The 20,253-nt window shown below is 46.7% G+C and carries 18 protein-coding genes; 10 read left to right on the forward strand and 8 right to left on the reverse strand.

Annotated elements, in window-relative coordinates; all coding sequences use genetic code 11:
• Positions 1-6 precede the first annotated feature (6 nt).
• The 3 genes from menB to menC all read left to right on the forward strand — a co-directional run bounded on the left by menB (position 7) and on the right by menC (position 3,354).
• Entirely contained in the window at positions 7-831 is an 825-nt protein-coding gene (menB, locus tag DVG79_RS11340; RefSeq protein WP_114596820.1) for a 1,4-dihydroxy-2-naphthoyl-CoA synthase, read from the forward strand.
• A 73-nt stretch (positions 832-904) separates the two neighbouring features.
• On the forward strand, positions 905-2,278 hold the full coding sequence (menE, locus tag DVG79_RS11345) for an o-succinylbenzoate--CoA ligase (protein ID WP_114596821.1): 1,374 nt from the start codon (positions 905-907) through the stop codon (positions 2,276-2,278).
• Positions 2,275-3,354, forward strand: coding sequence for an o-succinylbenzoate synthase (gene menC, locus DVG79_RS11350; RefSeq protein WP_114596822.1), 1,080 nt, complete (start codon positions 2,275-2,277; stop codon positions 3,352-3,354). Before menE ends, menC begins: the two co-directional genes overlap by 4 nt.
• 79 nt (positions 3,355-3,433) lie before the next feature.
• Here the strand turns inward: menC and map are convergent, their stop codons facing one another.
• The 5 genes from map to DVG79_RS11375 all read right to left on the reverse strand — a co-directional run bounded on the left by map (position 3,434) and on the right by DVG79_RS11375 (position 8,618).
• On the reverse strand, positions 3,434-4,180 hold the full coding sequence (gene map, locus DVG79_RS11355; RefSeq protein ID WP_199505865.1) for a type I methionyl aminopeptidase: 747 nt from the start codon (positions 4,178-4,180) through the stop codon (positions 3,434-3,436).
• A gap of 14 nt (positions 4,181-4,194) precedes the next feature.
• A complete protein-coding gene (locus tag DVG79_RS11360; protein ID WP_114596824.1) occupies positions 4,195-5,385 on the reverse strand; it encodes an EAL-associated domain-containing protein in 1,191 nt (396 codons plus the stop codon).
• A 73-nt stretch (positions 5,386-5,458) separates the two neighbouring features.
• A complete protein-coding gene (locus tag DVG79_RS11365) occupies positions 5,459-5,725 on the reverse strand; it encodes a hypothetical protein (RefSeq protein WP_012369524.1) in 267 nt (88 codons plus the stop codon).
• A gap of 95 nt (positions 5,726-5,820) precedes the next feature.
• The gene (cshA, locus tag DVG79_RS11370; RefSeq protein WP_114596825.1) at positions 5,821-7,425 is read right to left on the reverse strand and encodes a degradosome RNA helicase CshA; all 1,605 of its coding nucleotides are present in this window, start codon (positions 7,423-7,425) and stop codon (positions 5,821-5,823) included.
• Positions 7,426-7,763: 338 nt separating this feature from the next.
• Entirely contained in the window at positions 7,764-8,618 is an 855-nt protein-coding gene (locus DVG79_RS11375; protein ID WP_114596826.1) for a S1-like domain-containing RNA-binding protein, read from the reverse strand.
• A gap of 504 nt (positions 8,619-9,122) precedes the next feature.
• Between DVG79_RS11375 and DVG79_RS11380 the strand changes: the two genes are divergently transcribed.
• The 5 genes from DVG79_RS11380 (at position 9,123) to DVG79_RS11400 (ending at position 14,336) form a co-directional block, all read left to right on the forward strand.
• Complete coding sequence (locus tag DVG79_RS11380; protein ID WP_114596827.1) at positions 9,123-9,428, forward strand: hypothetical protein; 306 nt, start codon at positions 9,123-9,125, stop codon at positions 9,426-9,428.
• Between the two features lie 43 nt (positions 9,429-9,471).
• Entirely contained in the window at positions 9,472-9,729 is a 258-nt protein-coding gene (locus DVG79_RS11385; RefSeq protein ID WP_012369519.1) for a hypothetical protein, read from the forward strand.
• Between the two features lie 78 nt (positions 9,730-9,807).
• Entirely contained in the window at positions 9,808-10,506 is a 699-nt protein-coding gene (locus DVG79_RS11390; RefSeq protein ID WP_114596828.1) for a lysophospholipid acyltransferase family protein, read from the forward strand.
• A gap of 1 nt (position 10,507) precedes the next feature.
• Positions 10,508-12,409: an ABC-F family ATP-binding cassette domain-containing protein gene (locus DVG79_RS11395; RefSeq protein WP_114596829.1), complete on the forward strand. Its 1,902-nt coding sequence runs from the start codon at positions 10,508-10,510 to the stop codon at positions 12,407-12,409.
• 133 nt (positions 12,410-12,542) lie between these two features.
• Positions 12,543-14,336, forward strand: coding sequence for a GGDEF domain-containing protein (locus tag DVG79_RS11400; RefSeq protein ID WP_114596830.1), 1,794 nt, complete (start codon positions 12,543-12,545; stop codon positions 14,334-14,336).
• 58 nt (positions 14,337-14,394) lie between these two features.
• Here DVG79_RS11400 and DVG79_RS11405 read toward each other — a convergent pair whose 3' ends face one another.
• The 3 genes from DVG79_RS11405 to DVG79_RS11415 are packed head-to-tail and all read right to left on the reverse strand — an operon-like array spanning position 14,395 to position 16,668.
• A complete protein-coding gene (locus tag DVG79_RS11405; RefSeq protein ID WP_114596831.1) occupies positions 14,395-15,036 on the reverse strand; it encodes a hypothetical protein in 642 nt (213 codons plus the stop codon).
• Entirely contained in the window at positions 15,033-16,208 is a 1,176-nt protein-coding gene (locus DVG79_RS11410; RefSeq protein WP_114596832.1) for a DEAD/DEAH box helicase, read from the reverse strand. Before DVG79_RS11410 ends, DVG79_RS11405 begins: the two co-directional genes overlap by 4 nt.
• Before the next feature lie 28 nt (positions 16,209-16,236).
• Positions 16,237-16,668, reverse strand: coding sequence for a hypothetical protein (locus tag DVG79_RS11415; RefSeq protein WP_114596833.1), 432 nt, complete (start codon positions 16,666-16,668; stop codon positions 16,237-16,239).
• 347 nt (positions 16,669-17,015) lie between these two features.
• Here DVG79_RS11415 and pflB point away from each other — a divergent pair, with 347 nt between their 5' ends.
• Both pflB and pflA read left to right on the forward strand, forming a co-directional pair.
• Positions 17,016-19,265 carry a formate C-acetyltransferase gene (gene pflB / locus DVG79_RS11420; RefSeq protein WP_114596834.1) on the forward strand — a complete coding sequence of 750 codons (2,250 nt, stop codon included), beginning with the start codon at positions 17,016-17,018 and terminating at the stop codon, positions 19,263-19,265.
• 24 nt (positions 19,266-19,289) lie between these two features.
• Positions 19,290-20,012 (forward strand): pyruvate formate-lyase-activating protein, encoded by a 723-nt coding sequence (gene pflA, locus DVG79_RS11425; protein WP_041261815.1) that lies wholly within the window; start codon positions 19,290-19,292, stop codon positions 20,010-20,012.
• Positions 20,013-20,253 lie beyond the last annotated feature (241 nt).

Consider the following 20,253-nt stretch of genomic DNA (forward strand, 5'->3'; position numbering starts at 1 on the left):
ATTAAAATGAGATATGTTCCAGAATGGGCAGCTGCCCGGAGCTATGAAGACATCAAGTACGAAAAATGGAATGGAATCGCTAAAATCACGATCAACCGTCCTGAAGTCCGTAACGCTTTTCGTCCGAAGACCGTCCACGAATTGATTGACGCTTTTTCACGTGCACGTGACGATCAAAATGTCGGTGTCATCGTCTTGACTGGTGAAGGCGATCTTGCTTTCTGCTCAGGCGGCGACCAAAAAGTCCGCGGGCATGGTGGATATGTCGGTGAGGATGAAATTCCACGCTTGAACGTTCTTGATTTACAACGCCTGATCCGTGTCATTCCGAAACCGGTCATCGCAATGGTTGCAGGATATGCAATTGGCGGCGGACATGTCCTTCACCTTGTCTGTGACTTAACGATTGCAGCGGACAATGCGAAATTCGGTCAAACGGGTCCTAAAGTCGGATCATTCGATGCTGGATATGGTTCTGGTTACCTCGCCCGCGTCGTCGGTCATAAAAAAGCACGTGAAATCTGGTACCTCTGCCGTCAATACGATGCCCAACAAGCACTTGACATGGGTCTCGTCAATACGGTGGTTCCACTGGCTGATCTAGAGCAAGAAACAATTCAATGGTGTTCTGAAATCCTTCAGCATTCACCAACAGCACTTCGTTTCTTAAAAGCTGCATTTAATGCCGATTCAGACGGCCTTGCAGGTATCCAACAACTTGCCGGTGATGCAACATTACTGTATTACACAACAGACGAAGCAAAAGAAGGACGCGACGCGTTTAAAGAAAAACGTGATCCTGACTTCGGACAGTTCCCACGATTCCCATAATACAAAAAAGGTTCAATGTCGAAAGACGTTTGAACCTTTTTCTTATCATCATCGAGAAAGGAAGTGGTAATCCGTGTACCCTTGGATTTACACGCGTGCTAAAGAACAACCGGATGATCTTGCTCTCATCACGGACAGCGAACGTTTGACCTGGTCCGCACTCTACACAAAAGCGCATGAACTGGCAAGTTCCTGGGCTCCCCTGCTTTCCCGTGGTGATCGCATCGCATTATACGGTCCTTCCAGCAGCAGTTATATTATCGCCGTTCACGCCGCTCAGTTGCTTGAATTGACGATCGTTCCAATCAATATCCGCTTGAGTCAAACGGAAGTGCAGATGCAACTTAAACAAGCCAATGTCCGGTTCGTCATCTCAGACCGACCGATTGATGCACCGGTCAAACGGCTCCCGTTTCAAGTAGTCCATCCGGCGCCCGAAGTTCTCGTGCGTCATATGCCGAAACATTATATTCAGTCGATGTTATTTACGAGCGGAACGACCGGACGGCCTAAAGCGGTCGAACAAACGATGCTCAATCACTTTTCGAGCGCCATGAATGCAGCCCGTCATACCGGCTCTTATCCGGATGACCGTTTCCTTGTTGTCACACCGTTGTTTCATATGAGCGGTTTAGCTGTCGTCTACCGTTCCGTCATCTATGGTGTTCCGCTTATCCTTGAACCTCATTTTTCACCGAACAAGACCATTACATGGATCAAGACAGAACACATCACACACATTTCTCTCGTCTCAGTCATGTTGGATCGTTTGCTTGAAGCCGGACTGCGCCGGTTTGATTTGCGTGTCGTCCTGACCGGCGGCGGTCCCGTACCTTTACCGATTCTGACCCGCGCGTTAGACCGTGATATTCCCGTCATGCAAACGTACGGCATGACTGAAACTGCTTCCCAGGTCGCGACGCTCCTGCCGGAAGAAGCGATTCGAAAGATTGGTTCTGCCGGTAAAGCCATTGCTCCGACGGAAATCCGCATCAACCGTTACCAGGAAATTGAAGTCAAAGGCCCGACTGTCATGAACGGTTATTTTGCTAATCCAGAGGCGACTGCAGCCGCCTTTACAGCGGATGGCTATTTGAAGACCGGCGATCTCGGACGAATCGATGCCGATGGTTACTTGTATGTATTGGATCGTAGAAGTGATTTGATCATTTCCGGTGGTGAAAATGTTTATCCGGCCGAAGTCGAAGCTGCCCTATTATCAATCTCAGGTATTACGGAAGCCGGTGTCGTCGGACGTTTTGACCCGATCTGGGGGCAAGTGCCGGTCGCATTCATCGTCAGTACGATGCCAGAGACCGATATCCGCGAAGAAATGGGACGTTTACTGGCCAAATATAAATGTCCCGTCACTTATTTTTACCGTGATACATTACCGCGTAACGCCAACGGCAAACTGATTCGGCGTCAGCTGAAGGAGTCACTATGACGGCAATCACCCTTCGCAGCGCCGAACTATTTGATGTGGATTTGACGTTTCGTCAGCCGATGCAGACCGCCATCTCCACGTTGTCAAAACGACGGACAACGATTCTCCGGTTGACCGATCAAGAAGGTCGAATCGGCTACGGAGAAGGTGTCGCTTTTGAGACACCTTGGTATACGGCAGAAACACAAGACTCACTTCGTGCACTGTCACCGCTCCTTTACCGTTTGCTTGCGGCACAACCTTTATCGTCACCCGCTGACGTCCCTGCACGCTTTCAGCCGATCAAAGGAAATCAGATGGCGAAAGCGATGTTTGACGGGGCCGTTCATGAATTGTTTGCACAAGCGGAACATACCTCCCTTGCGACCTATTTGGGTGGTGATGCGACACTGGCAATTCCGTGCGGAAAAGCACTCGGACGTTCCTCGGCCGATCAGACAATTGAAGCTGTAGGTCAGGCATTGACTGATGGATTCGAGCGGATTAAATTGAAACTGGCTCCAACGGATACAGCTATTCTTAAACAGGTTCGAAAGACTTTTCCGGATGCTCCGTTGATGTTTGATGCCAACGGAAGTTTTGATTTGTCGGATTTACCACTCCTTCAAGAGTGGGATACGTTCTCTTTGCTGATGATGGAACAGCTGTTTCCTGCCGATGACTGGTTAGGTCATCAGCAGGCTGCCTCATTACTCACGACACCGCTTTGTCTCGATGAATCGATTCAGACGACACAGGATGCCTTTCTGATGCGGACACTGCAGGCAGCTCAAATCATCAACATCAAGCCGGCTCGCCTCGGCGGTTTGACAGCAGCGCTCGATGTCCGAAGTATGGCGCCATCGTACTGGTTAGGCGGCATGTTCGAGAGCGGGATTGGCCGACGCCAAACGTTGGCATTCGCCACTTTACCGGGACTTGCTTATCCGATTGATATGTCTGGAACCGATCAATATTTCATTGAAGATTTGCTCGAACAGGACTATATCGTCGAAAACGGATCGATCCGGTATGCGGAACATCCGGTTTCCCGCGAACGCCTTGAACGATTAGCCGTCTCAAAAAAAATGCTCTAACCAAACAGGAGTATCAATTCCCGCTCGAATCGAGGGGCTTGATACTCCTGTTTGTTGTACTCGATTGATGCATCCTGACTCAATCAACTTTTGTTAAGATTTCATATCCGTCTTTTAAGACGATGACGCTATGTTCAAATTGAGAAACCAAACTTTTATTTGGTGTGTATAATGTCCAACCGTCCTTCTCGTCTTCCATACAAAATTCGTCGCCTGTTGAGATGAACGTTTCAACGGCAATGACTTGCCCTTCTTTTAACAAGTCGTTTTCCTCACGGCTGAAGTAGTTCGAAATCGACTCCGGTTCGCCGTGCAAAGTCTTTCCTAACCCGTGGCCCGCCAAGTTCCGGATGACGGTAAATCCGCTCTTGCGTGTCTCGGCATAAATCGCTTTGCCGATTTGATTCACCTTTGTCCCGGCTTTCACTTTCTCTAATCCTTTTTCAAGGGCAGACAACGAAACTTCAACTAAGCGGACATCTTCCGGACGACGGGCTTGTCCTGCGATGACGGTTTTGCCCGTATCGGAGTAGTAACCGTTTTTCACGGCTGAAACGTCGACATTCACGATATCTCCCTCTTGGATGATATAGGCACCCGGAATACCGTGTGCTGCCACTTCGTTCACACTGATGCAAGTTGCTCCCGGAAAATCATACATGACGATCGGCGCGGATTCCGCTCCTTGTTCTTTCAGGATACGTGCCCCGATCTCGTCCAGTTCCTTTGTCGTAATCCCTGGTTTAACGGCATTTGCCATTTCATCGCGTGCAATCGCGACAATCCGTCCAATTTCACGTAGTGCATCGTAATCATAATCCAACATCATTCATTTCCTCCTCATTCACTCAATCGTTCTTGATATAAATACTCTGCTGAAATATCAGCAAATAAGAACATCCCATTATTCAGCGGCATACTGAAGGTCCGTGTCTGTTCACCTGAACTGAAGTCGACGTAACGGTCGGATAAGTAACCGGTATGCCGTCGTTCCATTGCGACCGTCGTTCGGATGAAATACGGCCGGAAACTCCAATTGTACCCTTGGTAAAACGAATACCGTTTCCAGTCCCCGCTTTTTTTACTGATATTTGATGACTGCTGGAAGCCGTTCGCGTCCGTGATATAAAAGCGGATAAACTCCGGTTCCATCTTTTTCGCAAGCATCAACAGCCAACTGTCGAGATCTTCCTCTGCTTTGATCGACTGGCAATATTCGTTAAAACGTATCGTCCAGTCCTGCTCCAGCTGAAACAGCCGGTTCATCTGTTCCCGGTCATATTTATAAAACATCGGGACCTCATGAAGAAGAATCTCCATTCCCGGACACGTCGTTACCCAGTCCGGTGTTGTTTCACCGAGTAAATTTCCCATATAGTATCGTCCGCCGTGCTGCCAGGCATAACGCAACTGACCAAGATGGCTGATATTTTTGTACAGCAACGGCGCGCCGAGTTGATCACAGAGATGTTCCATCGTCTGCAGTAAATGCGGATAACTGGCCGACACGGTCTTTTTCTCAATCATCGATGCCAAATCGACAATTAACATATCCGGTGACATCGAAAAGACTCGTTCCAGACTGGTCGCTTCTGCCCGGTCTAATGCGACCTTCAAACCGGAGTTTTGATAATAGGCGACGATCCGGCCGAGTCGATCAAAATCATCGACTTGCACATCCGTTAATGTGACATACAACCGGTCTTCCGGAAAATCGATTTGTGCATCACGCAAGATGCTTAAAAAATCTTCCCCGCCGTTCTCAAACAGCCAGGCCGGTCGGCAGCGGATTAAAACAAATGAATGCGCATCCGTCGGTACTTTTTGAAAGGCATGTCGAATGACATGACTCATCACTTCGAGTTGATACTCGATCGGTACATCGTCTTCTTGAAAAAACGGTTTTAATGGTTCCCCCCGGAAATGGGATTGAATTTCATACCCTTCCACTTTAAAAGGCGCCGCTCCGACAATCGGCTGAAACCAAGCTTCAATTTGTTCGGGATGAACAATGACATCTAAGGCATCCATTCTTCTGCCCCCCTTTTCTCTTGTTCCATCTTATCAAAAAAAGAACCCCTCTGTAATCAGAGAGGTCCTGTCTTTAAAATAAGGTCGTATCTTTTCTGACTGCGATGTACAAATAGACACCAAATGTCGCCGTTAAATAGATGATACTCAGCACGCCGTATTGAATACCGGTTGCCCCACCTTTTCCAATCGCCAAGACAAGAAAGATAATTCCGCCAAATAACAAAGTCGCCAAAGGAATATAACGGAAGTGCCCTTTCGTCGTCCGCTCACTGATCTGTTTTGTCGCGACGACTAGCACAATGAGACAAATAAATGCCAAAGCGTAGATAATATACACAAAATTCCGCCCTCTCTATATCTTTCATTGCTCATTTTATCATGACAGTTCATAAAAAAGAACCGACTTGTCTGTGACAAATCGGTTCAACCTTCTTACTTTTCAAAACGTGGTTTACGTCCGCCACGGTTACGATCACTTTCACTGCGGTTACGACCAGCGTATCCACCTTCACGACGATCTGAAGAAGAAGATGTGCTGCTGCTACGGTTTCCTTCAGAAGGACGACCGCCTTCACGGCGCTCCCCACCGCGTGGGTTACTGCCACGGTATCCGCCACTGCTACGGTTAGAAGAAGAACCAGAACCTGATCCACCTTTGTTACCATAAGGACGACGGTTACCGCCACCGTTACCACCACCGCTACCAAAACGTTTCACACGGATTGGTTCGATTGACGAAATTTGAACTGGCGTTGCATCCGGCTCTTTCGTTAATCCTTTAAGCGCTGCTGAGATTAATTCAACTGCTTCATACTCTTCAAGAAGTTCTTGAGCGAGTGTTGTATACTCTTGAGCATTTTTTGCTTCTACACGTTTGATTAACTCTTGTGCAGCAAGTTTCAGGTTACCTTCCAGGATTTCATCAAGTGTCGGTGCATGACGACGCGACATTTTTTTGTTTGTAACACGTTCAATCGTTTTGATCTGACCGAATTCACGTGGTGTAACAAAAGTAATCGCTGATCCTGTTTTACCAGCACGACCAGTACGGCCGATACGGTGAACATAGCTTTCCGGATCTTGCGGGACATCAAAGTTATAAACGTGTGTAACGCCTGTAATATCAAGACCACGTGCCGCTACGTCTGTAGCTACAAGGATATCGATTGTTCCTTTTTTGAAACGACGGATAACTTGGTCACGTTTTGCTTGTGTTAAGTCACCGTGTAAACCGTCCGCCGTGTATCCACGTTGGACAAGTCCTTCTGTCATCTCATCAACACGTTTTTTCGTACGACCGAAGATGATTGAGAGTTCCGGAGAATCCGTATCAATCAAGCGGCAAAGGACGTCGAATTTTTGGTTTTCTTTTAATTCGATGAATGATTGATCGATGTTTTCGACAGTCATTTCTTTTGCTTTTACTTTGATGTGAGTCGGAGTCGTCATGAAGCGATCTGCGATTTTACGAATCTGCGGCGGCATTGTCGCAGAGAATAAAAGTGTTTGACGAGTTGGCGGAAGTGTACCTAAGATTTTTTCGATATCTTCCACGAAGCCCATGTTCAACATTTCATCTGCCTCATCCAAGATAACTGTTTGGACGTGGTCGAGGTTTAATGTTTTACGGTTCATGTGGTCCATTAGACGACCAGGTGTAGCGACGACGATTTGTGGGTTCTTACGAAGCGCACGAATCTGACGGTCGATTTGCTGACCACCGTATACTGGTAATGCATGAACACGTTTTACTTCACCAATGCGGTTTAATTCTTCTGCAACCTGAATCGCAAGCTCACGAGTTGGTGCAAGGATCAATGCTTGGATATGGCGCGATTTTGCGTCAAGACGCTCGATCGTTGGAATACCGAATGCAGCTGTTTTCCCTGTTCCTGTTTGTGCTTGACCGATTAAGTCAACGCCGCTAAGACCGACTGGAATTGTTTCTGCTTGGATTGGAGTTGCTTCTTCAAAGCCCATTTTTAGGACACCTTTGATAAGTGCCTCACTAAGATTTAATTCACGAAATGTTGTCAATGCTAAATACTCTCCTTTGTCATATGAAAAGCGTCTGCCACTAAACAGACGCTACCGTAACGAATACAATCGACTACCTATTATAGCAGAACCTCTTCCTTAAAGATAGGGGCTATTTCTGCGTATAATAATGTTTAGGGAAGTCACCATCATAATCGTTGCCATAAGGGCGAGGGAAAGGCATGATGCCCGGACCGTACAACGCTCGAATTCGCGCCGCTTGCCCCCACTAGTGATGGGGTTTTATTTGGAAATGGTCGCCGGTAAGTACCAGCCGCAACCACCAAAATGATGAATTCCTAACTATTTATTCGAAACGTAGGCTTAAGTTGGTCAACTTATTTCGTTAACCGAATACCCGTTTCATGTTTTTCTATTTTTTTGTCTTTCAACAATCGACCTAAAGCACGTTTGAAGGCAGCCTTACTTAGGCCAAATACCTCATCAATCGTCTCAGGAGGTGTCTTATCACCATACGCCATCTGACCGTCATGTTCAAGCAGATGATTCATGATCAAATCCGCATCGATGTCGATTGCCTCGTGAGCACGTGGTCTTGCTGAAAGTAATACTGTACCATCTGGCTTCACATTTGTCACCCGTAATTTCATAACTTCTCCAAGTCGCGGCCAGCGTTCCATCTCTTGTTCATGGAGAAAACCAATCGTCTGTTCGTTGACCCAGACGTTTACACCAGGATCCCGCTGAGCAAAAACAAGACCTTCAACGTCCATGTTATTCCACTCTTCCGGTGCCGGTTTTGCCTGTAAGTTGAAATAAGCATACGGAGCCGGATCTCCGAGTAAACGAAGTTTCTGGTCATGTTTCAGACGAATGTAGAGTTGATCTCCTTCTTCCGGCCAAAATGTCCGGCGTTGCGGCAAATCATCAAGCGATACTAATACGTCTTTTTGAATCCCGATGTTTGCAAATACACCTGTATTGTAACGCGTACCGTTGATCGTCGTTTTGACATAGTCTTCAAACGATGCTTCCGGAATCGTCATCGACGAAGCGAGACGCCCTTCGTTGTCCTGATAAAGAAAGACTTCCACTTCTTCGTCAAGTTCGAGCTTTTTTGTTTGTTCATTATTATGAAGTAAGATGTCCTCTTCCCCGTTGCTCAAGAAAACACCAAACTCTGCTTCTCGTTCTACTTTTAATGTGACAACCTGTCCTGCGCGTAATGCCATGAGTGGTCATCTCCCTTCTGTTGTTTCCATCTGTTCCTGCGTATCACCTATCATACTATACTCTTTTTCCTCCCCTCTCCGACATGAAGCAAAAGTGATCAAATATGACATTTTTGTGAACGGTTCTGATTTGAGTGATTTTTTTGAAAAAAAGAGATATGATAAAACAATAGGAAAAAGAAGGTTTAGTTTAGTTAAATATGGGGGAAAAACATGTTTCATAACATTCAATCGCGTTCTTTCGCAAGACGCTTCACAAAAACATTGGTATTTGCTTTTTTCGCATTCCTGGCAACGATCGGAATCGTTTTTGCAGAAGGTTCGAACAGTACAGACCTGTCTCCGAAGACACCTGCACTTCAACATATTGACACTCCATAAAATCTACACGAAGCGTGTGGATTTTTTTATTTTTCCCGAAGTTTTACAGGGCGATACAGGAAATCATGGTTTCGTCACGAATTCCTTAAAAGATGTACATCATCTAAACAAGGAGGGCATGTCATGTGGTTTTATCTTTTCACGACGTTTACAGGTCTCATCAGTACATATTTGAGTTATACGACCGGTTATTATACAGATTCAATCGGTGTATTCGTTTTTACACTCGCCATCTGCTTATCGCTCTCTTCCTTCAGACAGCTCATTCGGACAACTCATCAGTCCTATCATGAATATGTGCAGCACCGGCGAGTCAAAAAGCAGTATGAACGCATGAAAAAGCGGGAACAATCGTATCAACTGTCTTACGGTCAAGGGGAATCACTTCCACCACTTGCATTATCGGCGACAGAACAGCATGATAAATAAAGAACCGCTTTAACTTCGTATTACTAGGAGGAACTGAGTCATTATGAATGAAATTCCCTTATCCAACGGTTGGACCCTTCGTTACTCGCCTGTCATCGACCTGTGGTTAAAAGAAGACGGCGTCCTGCTTGTCGATCACGAAGATAAGGTCCGACTGACATTGATCCTTGACGAGGAGTCGATGGAAATCAAACAGATTGATAATACTAACGCTTCTTTCTCGATTGACCCAACGACCCGTCGTTTGACGTTTGAACTTGGAGAAACCGAAGAAGAGTCGGAACCTCGTTATTGGGAATAATGACGAAGACTGGGTGCGATACCCGGTCTTTTTTTGTACAATAATCATTGAAAGCAAAAAAAGGAGTCTGATGCCACTATGTTACGCACAATCATCTGGTTCATTCATTTTGGACTGGTTCTACCCCTTACATTACCGTTTCTTCCGGGGGCAAAACGTCGAACGCACGCCGCACGCTACGCCTATACACAAAAAGTGGCTCATGCCTGGGCAAACTCATTACTCCGGCTTGCCGGAGTCAAAGTTCGGATGACGGGTCAAGAAAACATCCCGACCGATCAACCGGTCGTCTTCATCGCTAATCATCAAGGTAATTTTGATGTTCCGATTCTCCTCGGGAAAATTGATAAACCAAAAGCGTTCATCTCAAAAATCGAAGTGAATAAGATTCCCATCGTCAATGTCTGGATGAATCTGATGGGATGTGTCATGATTGACCGCACAGATCGACGACAATCGTTAAAGGCCATCCGGGCCGGAATCGACACGATCAAAGATGGTCAGTCGATGATTATTTTTCCGGAAGGCACACGTTCTAAGGGCGGTCCTGTCGCCGAGTTCAAGGCCGGTAGTTTTACACTGGCTACGTCAAGTGGTGCACTTGTCGTTCCGATTGCGATTTCGGGCAGTTATCGTGTCATGGAGGAAACCGGACGCATTCGTCCGGCGACCGTCGATGTTACGATTCTAAAACCGATTGATCCTAAATCAATGTCGCAAAAAGAATTAGTCGTTCTCGTCGAACAACAAATCAAGGAAATTGTAGAAGGAGTCTGACATGTTACTTAAAGTCGATCAACTAAAAAAAGAATTTGCCGATAAAATCGTATTCGAAGACGTGACGTTTTCCGTCAGTCCCGGTGACCGGATTGGAATTATCGGTGTCAACGGTACCGGAAAATCAACATTACTCCATATATTAGCCGGACAAGAAACACCGGACGCAGGTGAGCTTCAACATCCGAATGATTACCGGATTCGTCTGCTGTCCCAGTCAACGGATTATCCGGAAGATCAAACGGTCATGCAAGTCTTGTTATCTGGTAATACCCCTACCATCAACGCACTTCGTCATTATGAGGTCGCGCGTCTGGCGCTTGAACAAGATCCGAGCAATGAAACGTTATTGACACGGTTCATCAGTGCTCAAACAGAAATTGATGCTGCCAATGCCTGGGATACAGAATCCCGTCTCAAAATGATTTTAAACAAACTCGGTATCACGAATCTTGAAGCGACTATCGGTTCGTTGTCAGGCGGACAACGCAAGCGTGTCGGGCTGGCTGAAGCGTTGCTCGACGAAGCTGATCTCTTGCTGCTCGATGAGCCGACCAACGAACTCGATGCCGAGACGATTACCTGGCTCGAATCCCAAATCAAGGAATACCGCGGGGCAATCTTACTTATCACCCATGACCGCTATTTTTTGAACCGTGTCACGAACCACATGATGGAAATCGCGAATGGAACAGCCTACTTCTATGTCGGTAATTATGAATCGTTCCTGGAAAAGCGTGCAGAACGCCGGGAACGGACAGCCTCTATGGAAGAAAAACGCCAAAATATCCTCCGCCGGGAACTCGCCTGGTTACGACGCGGCGCAAAAGCACGGACAACGAAACAAAAAGCTCGGATCCAGCGGGTCGATGCCTTGCAGGAACTTTCGTATGAAGAGGACGAAGCCTCACTTGAAGTTCAGGTCGGCTCAACCCGACTCGGCAAAAAAGTCATCGAGGCTGTTGATGTCCGCCATCAGTTTGGCGACCGGACGCTGTTCAGCGACTTTAATTGGCTGTTCGGTCGGAAGGAACGATACGGAATCGTCGGCCGTAACGGGAGCGGCAAGTCCACTTTATTATCCATCCTCGCCAAACGTCTGGAACCGACGAGCGGTGACATCATTCACGGTGAAACCGTCAAAGTCGGATTCTACGGCCAGTTCGCAGAATTCAGTCACCCTAACCGGCGCGTCATTGAAGAAGTCGAACGGATTGCCCAAGTCATCACGACGTTAGACGGTCAAGAAATCACAGCCGGTCAGATGCTTGAACAATTTCTGTTTAAACCAGAAGCACAGTATAAACCAATCGGTAAGTTATCCGGCGGTGAAAAACGACGGTTAAAACTGCTGACCATCCTGATGGATGAACCGAATGTTCTGTTCCTTGACGAGCCGACCAACGATTTGGATACGGAAACGTTATCCGTATTGGAAGATTACCTCGATTCGTTCCCCGGAACGGTCATCACGGTCAGTCATGATCGCTATTTCCTTGATCGTGTCGTGAACCGGTTATTGGCATTCGAAAACGGCGAAATCGTATCTTATTATGGTCAATACACTGATTACTTGGAGCAACGGGAACTCCCGTCTGTGACTATCGAAACTGCGCCTGTCGTCAAAGACGCTACACCTGTTGAGACACCACCTGCCGAAGCACCTAAGAAATTGAGTTATCAAGAGCAACTCGACTGGAAAACGATTGAGTCTCAAATTGAAGAAGCCGAACTTCATGCCGAGTCTCTTGAACAACAATTGGCTTCCTCCGGGAGTGATTTAGGTCAGGTCAATGATCTCTATCAACAAATCGAACAGGCGAAAGCAAAAGTCGACCAGTTGATGGAATACTGGACGTACCTGTCCGAAAAAGTGGAAGCGTACGAAAGCTACAAAAAGTAATCCCGTCTTTTTATGAATCGTATCCTTTCGTCAACACGACGGACGGATACGATTTTTTTTGAATCACATGAACCGGACAAAAGCAGTGTATGATGAGAAAAAGATACACCAATTCATGTGAGGAGGCAGTTTCGTGCATCAATCTCCCTATTTCATAAAATGGTTTCCCCCCTTACTGATTATTTCCACGATATTGATGGTCATTGCTTCTGCAAACGAATCGATTCCAAATCTTATCGTCGAGCAAATCCTACAATACCTATCGTTGGCATTGATTGCTTTTTTTATCCTGGTCGCCTATAAAAAAGAGCAGCTCCTTATCGTTCCAAGACGAAATTTCTGGCTGCTTGCGCTTGGTTCTTTATGTTTATCCGTCATCGGATCGATCTTAGAAACGATTCATCTATTCAGTCCGCCCGAAAGTTTTTCCGGACTCTACAGCCTGGCCTTGTTTTCCTTATCCCACTACTTATTTTTATATGCTATTTTTTACCGGATTGCTTCCAAAAAAAGTTTTGGTCAACACCTCTTGGCTTTTATGGATGCCATCATTTTGGTCATTTTTTTCGCGCTAATTGCGTTTCATATTCTGAATGAACTGGTTAATCCTGCAGTCAATCCGTTTCCTTATTCACTTGTCGTCATCGTCAATACGTCACTCGGTCTGTTCGTCTTTTTTTATTTTTTCTTTATCCAAGACACGCATTGGGTATCACGAACAACTTTGCTTCTACTCTTTTTATCAATTTTCATTCGTGGAATTTACGAAATATCATCCGTCTACTTTCCGGCGTTCACGATGCAGTATCTGATTTTCTCACCGATTCTTATCCGTCTGGCCCAAAGTGCGGCCATCCTTTGGCATATTGATCACATCATTGAAGGGACCAACAAATCATCCATCGTCCAACGGGCTTGGCTACCGTTGTTATCTTTGCCGTTATTTCTTCATTATTTCCTCGACGAAGACGGACAAAAACGAGATGTCTTTGTCATCTTATTGTTATTGATTGTTCGCCAAATTTTCATCACACGGCAACATACATCCATCGTCCATCAATTGGATACCCGGAATGAGCAGTTGGCGATACGGGTTGACCGACGCACGGAACAAATTAAAGCCAGCGAACAACAAGTCATCCCATTATTCCTCGGACATCCAGACCCTATCGTTCGTTTTAATAAGCGTCAAGAACCCATTTTTGCGAATCGGGCTGCCCAACGGATTTTCGGTCTCTCCGCCATGACAATCGATCATTGGACTGATGAATTACAACATGTTCAGACTGCCTTGAAAACGAAAAAAAATCATTATCAAAATGAAGCGAATCAACAATTCGAATTGATTCCGATTCCTATCAAGATAGCCGATACTGCCGTTGGTCACTTTTTGATTCTCCATGATGTGACAGAGCGAATGGCCCGACAGCAGCAAATCGAATACCATGCCTATCATGATGGCTTGACGCACATCGGTAATCGCCGTTTTTTAGAAAAAACGTTTAATGAAAAAACATCTGCCTTGAATTATTTAGCTTTGATTGACTTGGACGGCTTCAAACAAATTAATGACACGTATGGCCACGAGACCGGAGACTACATTCTGATAGAAGTCGCGCGACGTCTTTCGACCGAATTAACCTCCGGCGAATCTGTCTACCGGCTTGGCGGGGATGAATTTGCTTTATTGACCTCTGCGAAGGATGAAGTTTCTTTAAGACGACGCTGTAAAGTCATTTTAAATCAGCTGTCGAAACCCTATCAGTATCGTGGAGAACTGTTACGCGTTTCTGCAAGTGTCGGCGTCGCACACCACGATCCGGAAACTGATTTAGAACAATGGCTCAAACAGGCCGATTTAGCCATGTATCGCGTGAAACATCAAGATAAAAACGGGATTGGAATTTATCATTCGGAGATTGAATGAATGTACCTGTCTAAAAAAAACCGACCCTTCCGTAAACATTCGGAAAGGCCGGTTTTGATTATTCTGGACGTGGTGCGATGTTTCCTTCTTCAATATCAAGTAATAAATCAATCAACTCGGCACAAAATTCGGGATACTGGCGCAGCAAGGCATCTTCCCCTACTTCGTCGACGAAATCCGCCAAAAGAATCCGGACTTCCGGAACTAATGCCTTGGCGACTTTCATATATGCAATCGCAAAACGCCATTTTCCTGAAATATAAAGAAGTTTACCGACCAGCAGATCTCCCGGCTCGACTTCAATTTCTGCTAAATCCGTCTGATAGGTCTGTTTTGACATAATGTCGACGACCCGCTCTTCCTCAACGAGAAACAACGAGGGAACCGGATCCGCCAAACCTCTTAGAGCACGGTATAAACTCGGTGACATGTCGTCCTTGACCTGTTCTAAAAAGCGGCCGTGCGGCGTTTTCCCTTGTTCATCCGTTTCATAGAAAATCGCCCAGTCGACGAATAAATCACGGAACAGTTCGGCGTCTTTCAAGTACCAACGTCCTTCTGTTGCGATTTCTTCGATGAATGCCACCCAGTCTGTACTTCTGGCCGTTGCGGCTTCTTGGTACATCGTTTTAAGTGCCGTATTCATCTCCGCTTCCGATACGGTCGTTGGAAAAGGGATTATTTTTCGCTCACTTTTCATCGTGTCGGTCCTTTCCGGTGTGGGTTCGCCGGTCGTTTGATTGTTTCCGGTTCAGTGACTTCCCGTTTCGGAATCACTTCGCCACGATAAATTTCCATTTCTTCCATTTCCACACCCATTTGTTTAGCCAGTGTCTTCAGGTGTTTCAAATCGTGATCGGTGACAAGCGCAAGGACCATACCGGATGCATTCCCGCGTCCTGTCCGTCCTGAACGGTGAACGAAATCGTCGAATGACTCGGGTAAATCATAATGAACGACATGGGTAACCGCTTCGATATCGAGTCCACGAGCTGCGAGGCCCGTCGTCACGAGCAACGGGAACTCTCCCCGTTTGTACGAACGGAGTGTCTCCATCCGTTCCCGTTTTCCTTTTTCAGCGTCCAGAATGCGGTATTTCAATGAGAACTTGCTCAGTTCACCGTTTAACGGTCCAAGGAATGAGCGGTTATTGATGAACGTCAATACTTTCGCTCCCTGCATGTTCGCCAGGCGACGCAAGTATTCCGGTTTAAGACGGCGTGACATTTCGATATAACCAAATTTCACTTGCGTACTCATGACACGTTCCACTTTAATCCGTGCAGGCTCGTTCGCAAATAACGTTTTTCCCCACTCGGCTGTTCGTTCCGGCAATGTCGCCGAGATAAAAGCCAGCTGCCGATCCCGCAGCGCACTGTTGGCAATTCGTGTTGCCGAAGCGCTCATGCCGCTCTCATAAATTTGATCGGCTTCATCTAAGACAATCAATTTTACTTTATGCATCTTCATTTTTTTAGAATCAATCAGTTCCACGAGCCGTCCCGGAGTTCCGACGATGATTTGCGGTTTTTTCTTCAGGCGTTCATGCTGGCGCTTGAGTTCGACACCACCAATGAAGGCACCTGATTTAATGCCGCTTCCTTGTGAAAACAGTTGAATGACTTGATGGATTTGCATGACCAGTTCACGTGTCGGTGCTGTAATCACGACTTGGATATGCGGTTCATTTTCATCAATCAATTCTAAGGCCGGAATGACATATGCTAATGTTTTCCCGGTTCCGGTCGGTGCTTCGACCAAAACATCTTTTCTTTCGCGTAGTAATGGGATTGCCTGTTCTTGAACCGGCATCATTTTTTCAAAGCGGGCGCGTTCCCAAGCTTCTGTAATAAAAGGTTTCATAAAGTCCATAACGTGTATTCTCCTACTCTCTTCTGCATCATTCTGTGACATATTCGAATCGATCGGTCGTTTCGTCACGCAGACCACGTAACATTTGTGTATATTCGTTCCCTGCGTCGATGAGCCGGATGTGATAGACCACTTCCTGGTCATTCTTTATTTCTTCCGTCAAAATATCAAACCCTTGAATGACCCGGTCCTGAAGTTCATCCGCCAGTTTCGGAAACTGACCGAGCACCGGGTAATGGGATCGGACATCACTCGGGCGACGAATCAGCTTCGCCAAGTATTTTTCTTTGTATCCGATGAAGTCTTCAAAATCAAAGTCATCTTCAAAACGAATCCAAAAGCCGTCTTCCTCAAACTCCGTAATCATTCCCGTTCGCGGTGTTCCTTCAGTCGATACTTTTAACGTCACCCAATCACCTGCTCTATAATCGGCACGGTCTTCCAAAATCGAAAAATCCATTTTATGCACCTCCACGGTCTATATTCCCTTTTTCATTGTCAACGATACGTCATAAAAATACAAGATAACCCGGTGTGACTTTTATCACGATTCGAACTGTCTTGTTCAGATGCGTATCAAAATAGTGATACAGATTTTAAAATATGGCTTTAATTCGCCCTTTTCCTGTTTTTTTATCATGTTCCAATCACTGGTACACATTTAACGGATTCCTTATGTACCAACGTTTTTCAAGTCCATTACGCTTTCACCGGGATGTAAAACTTTTCCCGCCTAATGTTTGTTACACTATTCACATAAGGGATGTATCTTGGACTGTTCACCTTAAAAACAAAGGAGTGTTCGTGATGTTACTTGAAAAAACACCAGCATGGCAACAATTCGAAACAGGCGCATGGAACAATCAAATTGACGTAGCTGATTTCATCCGTCGAAACCGGACAGAATACCGGGGAGACGATCAGTTTCTTGTAGGACCCACCGTGGCTACGGAAACACTGTGGCAACAAATCATGAATTTAACAAGTGAAGAACGTTCACGTGGTGGCGTCTATGCCGTCGATGCTTCGACACCTTCAACGATTCTGTCACATGGTCCAGGATACCTCAACCGCGAACTCGAACAAATCGTCGGTCTGCAAACCGACGAACCCTTCAAACGTTCCATTCATCCGAACGGCGGGATTCGAATGGTCAATGATGCTTTAGAAGCCTATGGTTTCCAAGCCGATCCTCTCGTCACAAAAACATTTAGTGAATATCGTAAAACACATAATCAAGGCGTGTTCGATGCTTATACGCCTGAAATGCGCGCTGCCCGTAAAGCGGGTATCATCACAGGTCTTCCGGATGCCTATGGACGCGGTCGGATTATCGGAGACTACCGCCGTGTTGCGCTGTACGGTACAGCCTTCTTGATCGCAGAACGGAAACAAGATTTGAAAGACCGCGGCGGCTTCTTATCCGAATCGATGATCCGGGACCGTGAAGAGATGAACGAACAAATTCGGGCGTTACAGGAACTGACCGAGCTCGGTCAACGATATGACTGCGACTTATCCCGCCCGGCTGAAACCGCCCAGGAAGCGTTCCAATGGGTGTACCTCGCTTACCTCGCTGCAATCAAAGAACAAAACGGGGCAGCGATGTCACTCGGCCGCGTCTCGACGTTCCTTGATATCTATATCGAACGTGATTTGCAGTCAGGACGTTTGACGGAACAGACTGCCCAGGAACTGGTCGATCATTTTGTCATGAAACTGCGGATCGTTAAATTCCTCCGGACCCCGGACTACAATGATTTATTCTCCGGTGATCCGACCTGGGTCACGGAATCAATCGGCGGGATGAGTGAGGACGGTCGCTCCAACGTGACAAAAAGTTCGTTCCGCTTCCTGCAGACACTTGTCAATCTAGGTCCGGCTCCAGAACCGAATCTGACGGTCCTCTGGTCCACACAACTACCGCGCGGCTTTAAAGAATTCTGTGCCAAGATGTCGATTCTCTCCAGTTCGATCCAGTATGAAAATGATGATTTGATGTTGCCGATTTACGGCGACGACTACGGCATCGCATGCTGTGTTTCCGCCATGAAAATCGGGAAACAGATGCAATTTTTCGGAGCACGGGCGAACTTAGCAAAAGCATTGCTCTATACGTTAAACGGCGGCATCGATGAAAAACTTAAAATTCAAGTTGCTCCAAAGACGAACTTGATTTTAGATGATGTCCTGGATTATGAAACGGTCATGGCTGCTTACGACCGTCAGCTTGACTGGTTGGCGGAACTCTATGTCAATACATTGAATGTCATTCACTTCATGCATGATAAATACAGTTACGAACGCATCGAAATGGCGTTGCACGACCCGGAAATCTTACGGACGATGGCTTGCGGTATCGCCGGACTGTCCGTCGTGGCCGACAGCCTGTCCGCCATTCGTTACGCTAAAGTCTCCCCGATTCGTGATGCGGATGGAATCGCGGTTGATTTTAAAATCGAAGGTGACTTCCCTAAATTCGGAAATAATGATGCCCGTGTCGATCAGATGGCGGTTGATCTCGTCAAACTGTTTATGGAAAAAATCCGGAAACATCCGACGTACCGTGATGCTTTACCGACTCAATCCGTCTTGACGATTACTTCGAATGTCGTTTACGGCAAAAAAACCGGTAATACGCCGGACGGACGACGGGCTGGTGAACCATTCGCACCGGGAGCCAATCCAATGCATGGCCGGGATACGAAGGGAGCCGTCGCCGCGTTGACTTCCGTCGGGAAATTACCGTATGAACATGCCCTTGACGGCATTTCCTACACGTTCTCCATCGTCCCGAAAGCACTCGGGAAAGATGAACCGACACGAATCCGTAATACAGTCGGACTGCTTGACGGCTACATGGGCGGAACCACTTCAAAAGGTCATCACTTAAACGTCAATGTCTTCGACCGGGAAACATTACTCGATGCGATGGAACATCCGGAACTTTATCCCCAATTGACGATCCGCGTTTCCGGTTACGCCGTCAACTTCATCAAGTTGACCCGCGAACAGCAAATTGACGTCATCAACCGGACGTTCCACGGTGCACTTTAACTGAAAGAAAGGACTGAAATGGCTATGACACACGGAACGATTCATTCTGTTGAATCCTGCGGCACGGTCGACGGACCGGGTATTCGCTTCATCGTCTTCACGCAAGGCTGTCCTTTACGTTGCCAATACTGCCACAATGCGGATACGTGGGAATTCGGATGTGGTCGTTCCGTCTCGGCAACGGAAATCATTGAAGAAGCGGAAAGTTACCGATCATTTTTCGAAGCAACAGGCGGTGGTATCACATTTTCCGGTGGAGAACCCCTTGCCCAACCGGAATTTTTGGAAGCGGCACTTCGGGAAGCAAAACAAAAAGGCATGCATACCGTCATCGATACAGCCGGTTCGGTCGTTCCTAAAAATATCGACCGGATTCTTGATTACACGGATCTCGTGTTACTCGACATTAAGCATATCGATGATGCGACCTGCCGGATTCTGACGGGGCGCAGTAATGCCAATACGCTTGCCTTTGCCAAACGCTTGGCAGAACGGAACATTCCCGTCTGGATCCGTCACGTTCTCGTGCCCGGTTTGACGATGACGGAGACGTTCCTGCGCCAGACCGGCGAATTCATCCGGACACTCGGTAATGTCGAACGGATCGAAGTACTCCCTTATCACCAGCTTGGCGTTTACAAATGGGAAGCACTCGGTCTCGACTATCCATTGGCGGATGTTCTGCCACCGAATCCGGAAGAAGCCGCTGCGGCTCAAGAATTGCTCGATTCTTACTTGTCTTGCTGACGACAAGTTGCTACACTGAACACATAGTCTATGAACAGGAGGTACAATACCGAAATGAAGCATTTACTCGCTACTGTCTAATGATGAAAGAATTCATCACTTTCGCAATGAGTTGCGGATGACTGACGCTACGAGTCTGCTCATTTTCGGTATTTCCGTCATGCGGAACATACCTTCTTTGATCTGCCCTCCTGCACACCATCCGCTCGCTTTCGGATGGTGTGTTTTCATTTCATCAATA

The sequence above is a fragment of the Exiguobacterium sp. RIT594 genome, from assembly GCF_003339585.1.
Lineage (GTDB): Bacteria > Bacillota > Bacilli > Exiguobacteriales > Exiguobacteriaceae > Exiguobacterium_A.

Coding starts and splice junctions, on each gene's coding strand:
- menB (WP_114596820.1), top strand. CDS start 7: ATGAGATATGTTCCAGAATGGGCAGCTGCCCGGAGCTATGAAGACATC.
- menC (WP_114596822.1), top strand. CDS start 2,275: ATGACGGCAATCACCCTTCGCAGCGCCGAACTATTTGATGTGGATTTG.
- DVG79_RS11360 (WP_114596824.1), bottom strand. CDS start 5,385: ATGGATGCCTTAGATGTCATTGTTCATCCCGAACAAATTGAAGCTTGG.
- DVG79_RS11390 (WP_114596828.1), top strand. CDS start 9,808: ATGTTACGCACAATCATCTGGTTCATTCATTTTGGACTGGTTCTACCC.
- DVG79_RS11375 (WP_114596826.1), bottom strand. CDS start 8,618: ATGGCATTACGCGCAGGACAGGTTGTCACATTAAAAGTAGAACGAGAA.
- DVG79_RS11395 (WP_114596829.1), top strand. CDS start 10,508: ATGTTACTTAAAGTCGATCAACTAAAAAAAGAATTTGCCGATAAAATC.
- DVG79_RS11405 (WP_114596831.1), bottom strand. CDS start 15,036: ATGAAAAGTGAGCGAAAAATAATCCCTTTTCCAACGACCGTATCGGAA.
- DVG79_RS11415 (WP_114596833.1), bottom strand. CDS start 16,668: ATGGATTTTTCGATTTTGGAAGACCGTGCCGATTATAGAGCAGGTGAT.
- DVG79_RS11410 (WP_114596832.1), bottom strand. CDS start 16,208: ATGGACTTTATGAAACCTTTTATTACAGAAGCTTGGGAACGCGCCCGC.
- pflB (WP_114596834.1), top strand. CDS start 17,016: ATGTTACTTGAAAAAACACCAGCATGGCAACAATTCGAAACAGGCGCA.
- DVG79_RS11385 (WP_012369519.1), top strand. CDS start 9,472: ATGAATGAAATTCCCTTATCCAACGGTTGGACCCTTCGTTACTCGCCT.
- pflA (WP_041261815.1), top strand. CDS start 19,290: ATGACACACGGAACGATTCATTCTGTTGAATCCTGCGGCACGGTCGAC.
- DVG79_RS11380 (WP_114596827.1), top strand. CDS start 9,123: ATGTGGTTTTATCTTTTCACGACGTTTACAGGTCTCATCAGTACATAT.
- map (WP_199505865.1), bottom strand. CDS start 4,180: ATGTTGGATTATGATTACGATGCACTACGTGAAATTGGACGGATTGTC.